This window comes from Stenotrophomonas geniculata ATCC 19374 = JCM 13324, from assembly GCF_001431625.1.
Classification (GTDB): domain Bacteria; phylum Pseudomonadota; class Gammaproteobacteria; order Xanthomonadales; family Xanthomonadaceae; genus Stenotrophomonas; species Stenotrophomonas geniculata.
Genome location: NZ_LLXT01000068.1, coordinates 1 through 13,850, shown reverse-complemented (window position 1 = coordinate 13,850; position 13,850 = coordinate 1). Strand labels below are relative to the sequence as shown.

Below are 13,850 nucleotides of genomic sequence, written 5' to 3'. Positions count from 1 at the left end.
AATGACCTTTCTAGTTCAGGAACGGGAAGACGGGCGTGGCGCCGGCTTGGCTGGGCTGCGGAAACTGAGCCAGAGCACCATGGCCCCGGCGCCGGCGGCGAGTACGCCGCACCAGCCCACAAACCCTTGCGCTACGCCCCACGCCGCGATGCTGGGTGCCAGGCTGGCCGCCGCCGCGGCAGCGCCCAGCAGGCGTAGCACGCGGCGGCGCGCCGGAGCGGGTGCTTGACCGGTGACGTCGCGGTGGTGGCGTTCCATCGCCAGCGCCAGACAGACGAAGCCGACGGCAGCCAGCAGCAGGGCGAGCACGCTCATGCGCTGGCCTCGGCAGCCGGGGCCGCGCGTGCGGTACGGGGCTTGCGTTGCGCCGGCACGAAACGATGCACCTTGCGCGCGGCCCACAGCAGGCTGGCGCCGATCAGCAGCAGGCCGATGTCGATGCCGGCCCGGGCGCCATCACCGCTGGCCAGCGCACTGACCGCGCCACCCTGCCAGACCACCAGGTTGTACAGCGGCAGGCCCAGCGCCAACACGCCGGCCAACGCCAGTTCTTCCACCCAGCCGCGTCGGGCCGGGCGCAGCAGCGCGTGCAGAAGGCAGGCCGCCCATGCGTAGAAGAACACCTTCACTTCGGCATCGCTGCGGTTGGCCAGTTCCACCGGCAGCAGGCGGTTGCCCCACAGGAAGGCCAGCATGGCCACCGGCAGGCCACTGACGAAGCCGATGTTCAGGCGTTCCACAATGTGGAAACCCAGGTGCGGACGCGCAGGATCGGGCAACTGGGTGCGCCGCTTCACCGTCCACAGCACCAGCCCGGTGGCGACCATCAGCGTGCCGGCCACGCCGGACAGGAAGAACAGCCAGCGCATCGTGGTGGGTGCGAAACGTGCGGCGTGCAGCCCGATCATGCCGTCGCGGGTGACCACGGCGGCCGAGCGTGGTGGGGCAGCATCCAGCAGTTCGCCGCGCGCGTCGAAGGTGAGCGTGTCGTTGGCCCCGGCAATCTGGTCGGCCTGCTGGCGGCGCACGGAAATGCGCATGGACGCATCACCTGGCTGGTCGATCTGCAGCGACGCCGCATGGCCACCGCCCCACTGCAGTTCCGCGCGGCGCAGCACCTGGGCCAGCGCGGGCGGCGCAGCGGCCATACCAATGGGCTCGACCTTTTCCGTGCGCGGGAACAGCTCGGCGAAGAACGCATCGCGGCCACCAGGGTAGTTCGAATCCACTGCCCACGGCATGTACAGCGTCATCAGGGTGATCAGACCGGTGTAGGTGATCATCAGATGGAACGGCAGCGACAGCACCGCCAGCGCGTTGTGGCCGTCCAGCCAGGTGCGTTGGCCCTTGCCGCGGCGGAAGGTGAAGAAGTCGGTGAAGATCTTCTTGTGGGTGATGACACCGCTGATGATCGCTACCAGCATCAGCATGGAACAGGCACTGATGAACCAGCGCGCCCACAGCACCGGCACGTAGTGCAGATCGAAATGCAGGCGGTAGAAGAAGTTGCCGCCGCGTGTCTCGCGTACCTGCGCCGGTGTGCCGTTGGCATCCAGCGTGGCCTGGTTGGGATTGCGCTGGCCACGCCGGCGTTCCTTTTCGCCCTTCGCCTGCCAACTGACGGTGGTGGCACTGCTGCGCGAATCCGGCAGTTCGATGCTCCAGCGCTGCGCGTCGGGTGCAGTGTGGGCCAGGAACTGCTGGGCCTGGGTGACGGCGGTCGTGGCGTCGGCGGGCAGGCCGATTTCCGGCTGCATCCAGCGGGTCAGTTCTTCCTTCCAGTACGACGCGGTACCGGCAATGAAAATCAGGAACAGCACCCAGCCGACCACCAGGCCCGACCAGGTGTGCAGCACCGATTGCGATTGGCGGATGCCGCCCAGGTTGTCGGCGCTGCTCATGCGTAGGTCCCGCGCAGTAGCCAGGCGATCAGCGCAGCGAGGGCGCCCGCGGCCAGCAGGCCCACAGCGGCACGCAGGGTGCTGCGCGCGGCGTAGGCCCAGATGGCGGCCAGTGCGTAGACCACGAACGCGGCCATGGTGGCCACCAGGGTGGCATCGGCCTTGGCGACCGGCAGCAGACGCGCCAGCGCGCCGGCCCAGCAGGCGGCCACGGCGTAACCGCCCAGCAGCGCCAGCAGCCCGCGGGCCCACAGCAGGCCATGGCCGTTACCGCGCGCCACGCGCTTGGCCGGCGCAGCGCCGGCAGCAGAAGGAGAGGTGGGAGCGGCCATCGCCGATGTCAATGAGAACCGTATGCAATTGCAATTGAATGCTATTTGACACCGGTGACCCTGTCGAGTCCCCCATTCGGGGGGGGCGTCTACAGCTTGCGCACCACGGTAGCGTGCGCGGGCAGTGGCTGCCCGTGGGTGTCCAGCGGTTGCATGTAGGGCACGGCTGAGCCGTTGTCACGCTGGATCAGGGAAGAGTGGGCTTCGCCAGCGCCGAAGCGATGCCGCTCGCCCCACTGGCGCAGCGCGACCAGCAGCGGAAACAGTTCCAGTCCGGCGGCAGTGAGCACGTACTCCTGGTAGGCCGAGCCGTCGGAGGCCGGCTGCAGCTGCAGGATGCCGGCCTCGACCAGCCTGCGCAGGCGATCGCTGAGGATGTTGCGCGCTGCGCCGAGGCTGCGCTGGAAGTCCCCGAAACGGGTGACGCCGTCGAACGCGTCGCGGATCACCAGCAAGGCCCAGCGATCACCGAGCAGGTCGGCGCTGCGGGCGACAGGGCAGGGGCTGTTGGCGTGCATGGCAGGTTCCGCTGAATGTGGTTGCAGTTTAAAACCAATGCTACTAACCTGCATCAAGTTGCAAAATGAAACTACAATCATGGGCGCCATCCCCGTTCCCCGTTCCCTGCAGGTGCTGCTCGCGGTTGCCGCCGGTGCCAGTGTTGCCAACGTCTATTACGCACAGCCGCTGCTGGATCAGCTGGCGCAGGCCTTCGCACTGGATCGGGCTGCGGCGGGCGCGGTGGTGGCGGCGACCCAGGCCGGCAGCGTGCTGGCCTTGCTGGGATTGCTGCCATTGGCCGACCGCGGTGATCGTCGCCGCCTGCTGCTTCTGCAGCTGCTGGCGCTGGTGGCGGCGGTGCTGTGGCTGGCGGCCGCGCGCACTGCCGGTTGGCTGCTGTCGGGCATGCTGCTGGCCGGCTTGCTTGGCACTGCACTCACGCAGGGCCTGATTGCGTACACCGCGACGTTGGCGCCGGTCGAGCAGCGTGGGCGCGTGGTCGGCGCCGTGCAGGGCGGGGTGTTCATCGGCCTGCTGCTGGCACGCGTTGTATCGGGTGGGGTGGCCTCCGCGCTGGGCTGGCGCGCCGTCTATCTGTTGTCTGCCAGCGTGACAGCGATGCTGGCGCTGCTGCTGTGGCGGCGCCTGCCCGCGCTGCCGGTGCCGGTGGTGCCGCCGCGCTGGCGCGATCTGCTGGGCTCGATGTGGGGCATGTTGCGCACTGATCGCACGCTGCGCGAGCGTGGACCGCTGGCACTGCTGTTGTTTGCCGGCCTCAATGTGTTCTGGGCGGCGGCACCGCTGCCTTTGTCGTCACCGCCATTGCACTGGTCGACCGCGGCCATCGGTGCACTGGGCCTGGCGGGCGTGGTGGGTGCGCTGCTTGCGGCGCGGGTCGGGCATTGGATGGACTGCGGATTTGCACATCGCGTCAGTCTCGGCGCGCTGCTGCTGATGCTTGCCGCGTGGTGGCCGCTGCTGGGCCTGCCGCAGTCGCTGCCGCTATTGCTGCTGGGCGTGGTGGTGCTGGATCTTGGTGGGCAGGCGCTGCATGTAGCGAACCAGGCCCTGCTGCTGCGCGCGCCGGGCGAACAGCATGGTCGCCTGGTGGCGCTGTACATGCTGTTCTATGCCGTGGGCAGCGGTGCAGGCGCGGCGGCCGGGCCCTGGATGCAGGCGCGCCATGGCTGGTCGGCGGTCTGCATGCTGGGGGCCGGCATCGCGCTGTTGGCAGTGCTGTGGTGGGGGGCGTGGCGAGTGGCGGCGCTCACTGCATCGGCCGCGGTGCGAAGCGGTAGAGTCGACTGTCGGTAGAGTCGACTGTTAGTCGACTGCTCTTCGTTCCGACGGCAAAAAACCCGCGTTGCGCGCGGTAGTCGACCAACAGTCGAATCCACCACCATCGGGATTTTTCATTTCCGCCGGTTCACCGCTGCAATGCCCGCCGCCCCGGCGCATCCTGCAACGCGTCGCTGGCCACCACCACGCGGTTGCGGCCGCTGCGCTTGGCCTCGTACATCGCAGCATCGGCACGCGCCATCAACCGCTCGTAATCCGGATGGCCATCGTGCCCGGCCACACCGATGCTGGCGGTCAAGGCCAGCACCTGCCCGTTGGCCAGTGCCACCGGCGACTGCGCGATCTGCCGGCGCAGGCTTTCGGCAATCACTTCCGCCTGGGATTCACTGGCCGCGACCAGCACCACCACGAATTCTTCGCCGCCATAGCGGAACAGATAGTCGCTGCCGCGTGTCAGCTGCCCCAGCAGGCCAGCCACGTGCTGCAACGCGCGGTCGCCGGCATCGTGGCCATGGCCGTCGTTGATTGCCTTGAAATGATCCAGGTCGAGCAGCAGCAGCGAGAACGGTGTGCGGTTGCGCGTGGCCAGCTCGATTTCCCGGCGCAGCACGGTGGGCAGGAAGCGGCGGTTGAGCAGATTGGTCAGGGCATCGCTGCCGGCATCCAGTTCGCCGATGCGCTCGAACAGCAGTGTCATCAGGGTGCGGATGGCGGCCAGGTCCTCGCGTATGGCCGGCAGCACCGCCAGCCGCTGTGCCGGGGCATCGCCGCTGGCCCGCTGCAGGTGGCCGTCAATGCGGGCCATCAACTGGCCCACCTGCTGCGTTTCGCTGCTTTCGCCGAAGCTGGGGATGCCCTTGTGGGTGAACCACAGGCCGAACTCCGAGGTGGCCAGGCTGGCGTTGTCGCTGGCCTGCACATGACCGGCGAGTGCGTAGAGCAGGGCGTTCTCCCAGTCCAGCAGCAGTGCGCGCTGGCGCTCGCGTTCGGTGCCGACGTTCTGCACCAGCGAGAACAGCCGGTACGCAGCATCGGCACGGGTGGAGCGCTCGCGTGCATGGGTGTAGGCCAGGGTCATGCCTTCCATGGCGATATCCATGATCGCGCTGAGGCAGTCGATGGCGGCGAACGCGGTGGCGCTGTCGGGCGCGTCGTCGCGCAGGCGCACGAACAGTTCGTGCTTGAGCACGCGCGCGCCGCGGGTGACCAGATCGACCGGAATGCCGACCCGGGCATGCACATCGCCGATCACGCGCTGTGAGGCAACGGTGCTGGCAATACCGTCGGCATCGGTGGTCAGCAGCTGCACCAGCCAGCGCTGCATGGCCGGCTGCAGGCGCTGTTTGACCTGGTCGTGGGACAGGAAGCGGCGGGCACGCCCGTCCTGCAGCAGCACTTCGTAAAAGCGCTGGGCCAGCGCGGGTGGGGCATCGGTGGCAGCGGCCCTGAGCAGCGCGGTGGCGGCAGGGCCGGCCTGCAGCAGGCAATGCTGCCAGGCCTCGGCCAGCGGCTGGCTGGCATCGTCCAGTTGGGGTGGTTCCACGTCGATCTCTGACTGCGTACGGCAAACCACGGGTATCGGCCGCGGCGGCGTACGGTTGATGGCGGGTTAGCCGACCAGTTTACGCGCGGTGCAGGGTTGCACGGTGCGCAAACCACATTGGCACCGCTGCGGCAATGAGTGAACGCATTTGAGAATCAATCTCATTAGTGGGAGAATGCGCGCACGGAACGGGCTGCAGGTGCCTGCAGGACTGCTCCGCCTCCCCCTCGTCGTTGCCTCAAGCCCTTTGCCAGAGGCCCCGTAGCCCTGCCAGAAGGTCCTGATCATGTCTCCTGCCGTTGTCCTTTCGCCGCGCCCGCTGGCGCTTGCCGTTGCCGCCCTGCTGGCGGGCAGCGCCCTGACCGCCAAGGCTGAAACCGACGCCACCGATATCGACACGGTGCACGTCACCGCCTCGCAGATCGCGCGCCAGGCACTGGGTACCTCGACCATCACCGCCGAGGACATCGCCCGGCGCCCGCCGGCCAACGACATCGCCGAACTGCTGCGCACCATGCCCGGCGTCAACCTGACCGGCAACAGTGCCTCGGGCCAGTACGGCAACAACCGCCAGATCGATCTGCGCGGCATGGGCCCGGAAAACACCCTGATCCTGGTCGATGGCAAGCGCATCGGTGCCCGCGATGCCGTGCGCATGGGCCGCAGCGGCGAGCGCAATACCCGTGGCGATACCAACTGGGTGCCGGCGGAGATGATCGAGCGCATCGAAGTGCTGCGCGGTCCGGCGGCAGCACGCTACGGCTCCGGTGCTTCTGGCGGCGTGGTCAACATCATCACCAAGCGCCCGACCGGCGACCTGACCGGTGCGGTCGACCTGTACGGGCTGGTGCCCGAGCACAGCGCCGAAGGTGGCAGCGAGCGTGTCGGCCTGCAGCTGAGTGGGCCGATGACCGATACCCTGTCGTTCCGCCTGTACGGCAATCTCAACAAGACCGACGCCGACTCGCTGGACCTCAACCGTCAGTACGCCACCAACCCGAACGCAGTGCCGCCGGCTGGCCGCGAGGGCGTCAAGAACCGCGATGTCAACGCGCTGCTGCGCTGGGACGTGACCGCCAACCAGGTGGTCGAGTTCGAGGCCGGCACCAGCCGCCAGGGCAACATCTATGCGGGTGACCGCGCGGTCAGCACCACCGGCACTTCGACCGGCATCGATCTGGCCGCCCTGGCCGAGGACAAGGCGGAAACCAACCGCATGTACCGCAACACCGGCGCGATCACCCATCGTGGCCGCTGGGGCGATGTCACCTCGCGGGTGACGGCCGCGGTGGAAGCGGTGAACAACTCGCGCATCAACGAAGGCCTGGCCGGTGGCCCGGAGGGCAGCTTCAACGGCACCGACTGGTCGACCTCGCGCCTGCGCAACTACCAGCTGGATGGCGAAGTGAGTTTCCCGACCACGCTGGGCGGTGCCGAGAACATCTGGACGCTGGGCTTCGAGTACCTGGACAGCCGCCTGACCGACCCGTATTCGATGAGCCAGTCCAGCAGCAGTGGCGGCGGACTCCCGGGGTTGTCGGCCGATCGCGCGCGCGGCAAGTCCGACGCGCAGACCACCGCCGTGTTCGTGGAAGACAATATCTACCTGGGTGAGCGCTGGATCGTCACCCCGGGCCTGCGCTTCGATCATCACAGCCAGTTCGGCAACAACACCAGCCCCAGCCTCAATGCGCAGTTCCGCATCAACGGCGACTGGGTGGTGAAGGGGGGTATCGCCCGTGCATTCAAGGCACCGAACCTGTACCAGTCGAATCCGGACTATCTGTATTACACCCGTGGCAATGGCTGCCCGAATGCACTGCCGAGCCTGGGCGCCGGCTGCTACATGCGCGGCAACGCGGACCTGAAGGCGGAAACCAGCCTGAACAAGGAACTGGGCATCGAGTGGGCACCGCAGAGCGGCTGGCAGGCGTCGTTGACCTACTTCCACAACGACTACAAGGACAAGATCCAGGCCGGCTACACCCAGATCGGCCTGACTGCCGACACCAGGGGCCGCATCTTCCGCTGGGAGAACGCGCCCAAGGCGATCGTGCAGGGGCTTGAAGGCAACCTGGTGATCCCGCTGCTGGGTGAGCAGGGCAACCGCCTGAAGTGGAGCAACAACTTCACCTACATGGTGGAGAACGAGAACAAGAGCACCGGCCAGCCGCTGTCGGTGATTCCGAAGTACACCGTCAACACGATGCTGGACTGGCAGGCCACCGACAAGCTGTCTCTGCTGCTGACCGGCACGTTCTACGGCAAGCAGAAGCCGGCCACCACCAACATCAACAACGACCCGCGCTGCACCGGCACGTGCGATCCGTCGGTGGCGCTGCAGGATCGCGGCGCCTACAACATCTGGGGCGTGAGCGCGCGCTACAAGGTCACCGACACGGTCAGCTTCGGTTTCGGTGTGAACAACCTGGCTGACAAGCGCCTGTTCCGCGAGGCCAACAGCAGTGATGCTGGTGCGGCGACGTATAACGAGCCGGGCCGCGCGTACTGGGCCAGCCTGCGCTTCGGGTTCTGACCCAGGCCGGCGTCGTTCCACGGGGCTCGCCAGGCATGCCTGGCGGCTCCGGACCGGTACGCCTGCAATGTTATAAACACCGTAATAGTCTCCCCCGCCAGCACGGCGTAGCCTGCACCGCATCGCAAAGGAGCTGTTGCCATGGGCCACGACCACGATCACCTGCCATCCGAGATCCGCCACGAGAAACCCTTGTGGTGGGCGCTCGGCCTGACCTCCACCTTCCTCGTCGTCGAGGTGGTGGGCGCGTTCTGGACCAACAGCCTGGCGCTGCTGTCCGACGCGGCGCACATGGCCACCGATGCGCTGGCGCTGATGATCGCGCTGGTCGCGGTACGGCTGAGCCGTCGCCCGCCCGACGCGCGCCGGACCTACGGCTATGCGCGCCTGGAAGCGCTGGGCGCGATGATCAACGGTGCGATGCTGTTCGTGGTCGCTGGCTACATCCTGTGGGAGGCCATTGGGCGTTTCCGCGAGCCGCAGGAGATTGCCTCGTCGGGCATGCTGGTGATTGCCGCAGCGGGCCTGGTCATCAATCTGATCTCGATGCGCCTGCTGCAGGCCGGCAGCGGCGAGAGCCTCAACGTGAAGGGCGCCTACCTGGAAGTGTGGGCGGACATGCTTGGCTCGGTGGCGGTGATCGCCGGCGCGCTGTTGATCAAGTGGACCGGCTGGAAGCCGATCGATCCCATCCTGGCGGTGCTGATCGGCCTGTGGGTGCTGCCGCGCACCTATGTGTTGATGCGTGAGGCGATCAACGTGCTGCTGGAAGGCGTGCCCAAGGGCATGGACGTGGCCAGGGTGCGTGACAGCCTGTCCGGCCACGCTGCGGTACTGGATGTGCATGACCTGCATGTGTGGGCGCTTGCTTCCAGCACGCCGGCGCTGACCGCGCACATCGTGATGCGCGACGGCACCGATGCCGATGCGCTGCGCCGTGAACTGGGCGGGCGCCTGCACGATGACTTCGGCATCGAGCACGTGACACTGCAGATCGAAGCGGACCACTGCGGCGAAGCCTGTGGTGAGCCGGTGCCGGCCAAGGGCGGCGAGCACGAGGGCCATGAAGGCCATGACCACGGCGAGGACGCGCAGGGCCATCGCGGTCACGTGCATCGCTGATCGAAGATGACGCGCGTGCCGGGAGATCCCCGGCGCAGCTATTCATCCCGTCGCGAGGCGAGCCGATCCGCCAGCCGGGTCGGCTCCGGCAGCCGGTAACCGCGCAGGGTGCGCTGCACCCAGGCCAGCGCGGTATCGGCACTGACCCGATGGCCGCCGGCCACGAACAGCGGCTTGCAGCGCACCTTGCTGCGCAGCACCCAGCCCAGTTGTTCATCGCCCTCCAGCAGCGGCGTATGTGCACCGGCCTCGGCGCCCGGCTCGACGAACCGGCCCACCAGCTTCGACTTGGCCACGCCGATGCTCGGCAGGTCGGTGACCACGCCCAGATGCGCGGCCACGCCCAGCCGGCGCGGATGGCTGATGCCGTGGCCATCGACGAACACCAGATCCGGCGCCCGCGGCAGCAGCGCCAGCGCGGCCAGCAGTGCCGGCAGTTCGCGGAAGCTGAGCAGGCCGGGGATGTAGGGCATCACCGTAGGAATCCGCGCGATCTCCTGCGCCACGGGCTGCAGCGTCTTCGCATCCAGCAGCACCGCCGCGGCGCGGGTGATCGCGCCGTTGTCTTCAAAGCCGACATCCAGCCCGGCCAGCCAGCGCATGTCGCGGGGCAAGCGGTCCTGGCGCTCCACGCGGCCGGCCAGCTGGATCTGCTGCGCGCGGGCAGTGGCGACGCTGCCTTCCCAGCGTCCGGGGTCGATCACCGTATTCATTGACCGCAGCATCGCATGCGCGGCGCCACGGCCCGGTGAGTGGCGCCCGGGGCTACAATGGCGGCCTGCCTTTCCTCGCGTTGGAGACCCTGCAGTGACCCGTAAACTCGTACTGTTGCGCCATGGCCAGAGCCAGTGGAACCTGGACAACCGCTTCACCGGCTGGGTCGATGTCGACCTGACCGAGCAGGGGCGCCGGGAAGCGGCTGCCGCCGGTCGCCTGATGCGCGAGGAAGGCCTGCAGTTCGACGTCGCCCACACTTCCGTGCTCAAGCGCGCCATCCACACCCTGCAGGGTGCGCTGGCCGAGCTGGAGCAGGACTGGCTGCCGGTGAACAAGTCCTGGCGGCTCAACGAGCGCCACTACGGCGGCCTGCAGGGCCTGGACAAGGCAGAGACCGCTGCCAAGCACGGCGAAGACCAGGTCAAGGTGTGGCGTCGTTCGTACGACATCCCGCCGCCGGCCATGGACCTGGAAGATCCGGGCCACCCGATCCACGACCGCCGCTACGCCGGCCTGGACCGCAACGCGCTGCCGGGCACCGAATCGCTGGCCACGACCCTGGACCGCGTGCTGCCGTACTGGCATGACGCCATCGCGCCGCAGCTGAAGGACGGCAAGACCGTGCTGGTCACCGCCCACGGCAACTCGCTGCGCGCGCTGTACAAGTACCTCAACAATGTCTCGCGCGAGGAAATCCTCGAGCTGAACATCCCGACCGGCATTCCGCTGCTGTTCGAACTGAATGATGATCTGACCGTGCAGTCGTTCCGCTATCTGGGCGACCCGGAAGCGGCACGCAAGGCTGCTGAGGCCGTGGCCAACCAGGGCAAGGCGAAATAAAGAAGCAGAAGGCCGGCTTGCGCCGGCCTTCGCTTTTTGTAGAGTCGAGCCATGCTCGACTGCTCTCCGTTGCGGGTTCATGACCCCTGCGGGAGGCCAACCGCAGTCGAGCATGGCTCGACTCTACAGGAAGCTCGCCCCTGTGACCTTTGGCCGGTCCCTGTCGTGGGCGTACCCGGCTACCCTGTGAAATTACCCGCAGGAGAGCCACATGAACGTCCGCAACCTGGTCCCGCTGGGCCTGACCATCGCCATTGCTGCCTCGCTGGCGGCCTGTGGCAAGAATGAAGCCGCACCGGCGGCCAGTGCCGACGCCAAGCCGGCCTTCGACCAGTCGCAGATCAAGACGCCGCTGATCTCGCTCAACAGCGCCGACCTGGACCCGTCGATCTCGGCCTGTACCGACCTCAATGGCTTTGTCAACAGCAAGTGGCTGAAGGCCAACCCGGTGCCGGGCGATCAGACCACCTGGGGCAGCTTCGAGATCCTGCGCGAGCGCTCGCTGGAAGTGCAGCACGCGCTGGTCCAGCAGGCTGCCGCCAGCCAGGCCAAGGCCGGTTCGGTGGAAGCCAAGATCGGTGATATCTGGAAGACCGGCAACGACGAAGCCAAGATCGAAGCCGCCGGCCTGGCGCCGCTGCAGCCGCAGCTCGACAAGATCACCGCGCTGAACGACACGGCCGCCATCACCCAGTACCTGCGCGACAGCCAGGCCGAGGGCAAGGGCGTGCTGTTCTCGCTGTTCGCCAATGCCGACTACAAGGATTCGGCCAACGTCATCGCCTACGTCGGCCAGGGCGGCCTGGGCCTGCCGGAGAAGGGCTACTACTTCGATGACGCGCAGGCCAAGATCCGCGACGCCTACGTGGCCTACATCGCACAGGTGCTGACCCTGTCCGGTGTGGACGCGGCGCAGGCCGCCGAGCAGGCCAAGGCCGTGATGGCCTTCGAAACCCGCCTGGCCAAGGCCTCGATGTCGCGCATCGAAATGCGTGACCCGGCCAAGCGCTACAACCCGCTCAGCGCCGCAGATGCCGACAAGCTGACCCCGAACTTCAGCTGGACCGCGCTGTTCGAGACCCTGAAGGTGCCGGCCGCACAGAAGTTCTCGCTGGCGCAGCCGGCCTTCTTCGGTGAAATGGACAAGATGCTCGCCGATGTGCCGGCCAGCACCTGGCAGGCCTACCTGCGCTTCCACACCATCGACGATGCCTCGCCGTACCTGAGCAGCCAGTTCGAGAAGGCCAACTTCGATTTCTACGGCACCACCCTGCGTGGCCAGAAGGAAATGCAGCCGCGCTGGAAGCGCGTGCTGGAGTCGGTCAACGGCGGCATGGGTGAAGCGCTGGGCCAGCTGTACGTCGACGCCGTGTTCCCGGCCGAGTCGAAGGTCGCCATGCAGCATCTGGTGGAAAACCTGTCGCAGGCACTGAAGGCGCGCCTGGAACAGCTGCCGTGGATGGGCGAAGAAACCAGGAAGAAGGCACTGGAGAAGTGGGCCAGCTTCACCCCGAAGATCGGCTACCCGGACAAGTGGCGTGACTGGGCGGGCCTGCAGACCAACGGCGACAGCTACCTGGGCAACATGCAGGCGGCGCGTGCGTTCAACTACCGCTACATGCTGGACAAGATCGGCAAGCCGGTGGACAAGACCGAGTGGGGCATGACCCCGCAGACCGTCAACGCGTACTACAACGCCACCAAGAACGAGATCGTGTTCCCGGCGGCGATCCTGCAGGCGCCGTTCTTCGACGCCAAGGCCGATCCGGCGCTGAACTACGGCGGCATCGGTGCGGTCATCGGCCACGAAATGATGCACGGCTACGATGACTCGGGCAGCCAGTTCGCCGCCAACGGCAATTTCGACAACTGGTGGACCGACGCCGACCGCAAGGCCTTCACCGAGCGTACCGACCAGCTGGTCGCGCAGTTCGACGGCTATGAATCGGTGCCGGGCGTGTTCGTGAAGGGCAAGCTGACCCTGGGCGAAAACATCGGCGACCTGGGCGGCCTGACCGTGGCCTACGACGCGCTGCAGATGGCGCTGAAGGAAGATCCGAAGGCGAATGTCGAGGTTGATGGCCACAGCCAGGACCAGCGCTTCTTCATGAACTGGGCCACCGTGTGGCGCCGCAACTTCACCGATGGTGAGCTGCGCGTCCGCCTGAACACCGACCCGCATGCGCCGGCCAACTTCCGTGCCAACGGTGCGCCGTCGAACATGCCGTCCTATGCCGCTGCATTCCAGTGCAAGGCCGGTGATGCGATGGTGCGTGCCGACGACAAGCGCGTGGTGATCTGGTAATCGATCACCTGTGATGCATGATGCGAAAGGCCCGGCGAATGCCGGGCCTTTTGTTTTGCGCGGCCGGTAGTGCCGGGCCATGCCTGGTGGGCATCTCAGGCCAGCTCGGGCTCCCGCGCCAGCATGCGATGGAAGCGCTGCAGCACGTAGGGATCCACCAGCCCGCCGGACTGCGCTTCGATGATCCGCAATGCGGTTTCATGCTCCATCGCATCGCGATACGGGCGCACGCTGGTCATTGCATCGTAGGCATCGACAACGGTGACGATACGTGAGCCCAGCGGAATGCTCTCGCCACGCAGGCCGTCGGGGTAGCCGCTGCCATCGAAGGCCTCGTGATGGGCGCGGATCAGCCGCGCCACAGGCATGGCGTCGCTGCGGCCGGTGGCCAGGAAGATGTGTTCGCCGCGTACCGGATGCTCGCGCATGATCGCGCGTTCCTCGTCGGTATGCCGGCGCGGCGCCAACAGTACATCATCGGGAATGCCGATCTTGCCGATGTCATGGAAGCGCGCGGCCAGGCCGATCTGCGCACAGGCATCGTCGTCGAGATCGCAGTGCGTGGCCAGGCGCTGCGCGAGCAGGCCAACGCGGTCGCAGTGGTGGCGGGTGTAGGCGTCGCGCATCTGCAGCGACATCGAGAGGGCATCGATCAGGCAGGCCTGCGCGTGCAGCAGGTCGGGGGCGGGTACGGCGTCAGGGAACATGGTCATCCGCCCGCACCGGGTGGGGACCGGTGCGGGCGGATGACCAT

Annotated in this window: 12 protein-coding genes; 5 read left to right on the top strand and 7 right to left on the bottom strand. The window is 67.2% G+C overall.

The window, feature by feature from the left end; all coding sequences use genetic code 11:
- Positions 1-15 precede the first annotated feature (15 nt).
- From ARC63_RS03570 to ARC63_RS03555, 4 genes are all read right to left on the bottom strand, one after another.
- A complete protein-coding gene (locus tag ARC63_RS03570) occupies positions 16-315 on the bottom strand; it encodes a DUF3325 domain-containing protein (RefSeq protein ID WP_064968321.1) in 300 nt (99 codons plus the stop codon).
- On the bottom strand, positions 312-1,901 hold the full coding sequence (locus tag ARC63_RS03565) for a PepSY-associated TM helix domain-containing protein (protein WP_057502529.1): 1,590 nt from the start codon (positions 1,899-1,901) through the stop codon (positions 312-314). The genes ARC63_RS03570 and ARC63_RS03565 overlap by 4 nt, the downstream gene beginning before the upstream one ends.
- Positions 1,898-2,233: a hypothetical protein gene (locus ARC63_RS03560; RefSeq protein WP_064968320.1), complete on the bottom strand. Its 336-nt coding sequence runs from the start codon at positions 2,231-2,233 to the stop codon at positions 1,898-1,900. Before ARC63_RS03560 ends, ARC63_RS03565 begins: the two co-directional genes overlap by 4 nt.
- Positions 2,234-2,322: 89 nt before the next feature.
- Complete coding sequence (locus ARC63_RS03555) at positions 2,323-2,751, bottom strand: winged helix-turn-helix transcriptional regulator (protein WP_057502528.1); 429 nt, start codon at positions 2,749-2,751, stop codon at positions 2,323-2,325.
- Positions 2,752-2,830: 79 nt separating this feature from the next.
- Here ARC63_RS03555 and ARC63_RS03550 point away from each other — a divergent pair, with 79 nt between their 5' ends.
- Positions 2,831-4,048, top strand: a complete 1,218-nt coding sequence (locus ARC63_RS03550) for an MFS transporter (RefSeq protein ID WP_057502527.1) — start codon at positions 2,831-2,833, stop codon at positions 4,046-4,048.
- A gap of 112 nt (positions 4,049-4,160) precedes the next feature.
- Here the strand turns inward: ARC63_RS03550 and ARC63_RS03545 are convergent, their stop codons facing one another.
- Positions 4,161-5,576, bottom strand: a complete 1,416-nt coding sequence (locus ARC63_RS03545) for a GGDEF domain-containing protein (protein ID WP_057502526.1) — start codon at positions 5,574-5,576, stop codon at positions 4,161-4,163.
- 286 nt (positions 5,577-5,862) lie between these two features.
- Between ARC63_RS03545 and ARC63_RS03540 the strand changes: the two genes are divergently transcribed.
- Together ARC63_RS03540 and ARC63_RS03535 are read left to right on the top strand one after the other, a co-directional pair.
- Positions 5,863-8,112: a TonB-dependent siderophore receptor gene (locus ARC63_RS03540; protein ID WP_057502525.1), complete on the top strand. Its 2,250-nt coding sequence runs from the start codon at positions 5,863-5,865 to the stop codon at positions 8,110-8,112.
- A 141-nt stretch (positions 8,113-8,253) separates the two neighbouring features.
- Positions 8,254-9,234, top strand: coding sequence for a cation diffusion facilitator family transporter (locus ARC63_RS03535; protein ID WP_010483164.1), 981 nt, complete (start codon positions 8,254-8,256; stop codon positions 9,232-9,234).
- 38 nt (positions 9,235-9,272) lie between these two features.
- Here ARC63_RS03535 and nfi read toward each other — a convergent pair whose 3' ends face one another.
- Entirely contained in the window at positions 9,273-9,947 is a 675-nt protein-coding gene (gene nfi, locus ARC63_RS03530) for a deoxyribonuclease V (protein ID WP_057502524.1), read from the bottom strand.
- Positions 9,948-10,041: 94 nt separating this feature from the next.
- On the opposite strand from nfi, the gene gpmA reads away from it, so the two are divergent.
- Complete coding sequence (gpmA, locus tag ARC63_RS03525; protein ID WP_019337589.1) at positions 10,042-10,791, top strand: 2,3-diphosphoglycerate-dependent phosphoglycerate mutase; 750 nt, start codon at positions 10,042-10,044, stop codon at positions 10,789-10,791.
- 211 nt (positions 10,792-11,002) lie between these two features.
- Positions 11,003-13,096, top strand: coding sequence for a M13 family metallopeptidase (locus tag ARC63_RS03520; RefSeq protein ID WP_057502523.1), 2,094 nt, complete (start codon positions 11,003-11,005; stop codon positions 13,094-13,096).
- A 95-nt stretch (positions 13,097-13,191) separates the two neighbouring features.
- On the opposite strand, the gene ARC63_RS03515 is transcribed toward ARC63_RS03520, so the two are convergent.
- Positions 13,192-13,809 carry an HD-GYP domain-containing protein gene (locus ARC63_RS03515; protein ID WP_057502522.1) on the bottom strand — a complete coding sequence of 206 codons (618 nt, stop codon included), beginning with the start codon at positions 13,807-13,809 and terminating at the stop codon, positions 13,192-13,194.
- Positions 13,810-13,850: the final 41 nt, after the last annotated feature.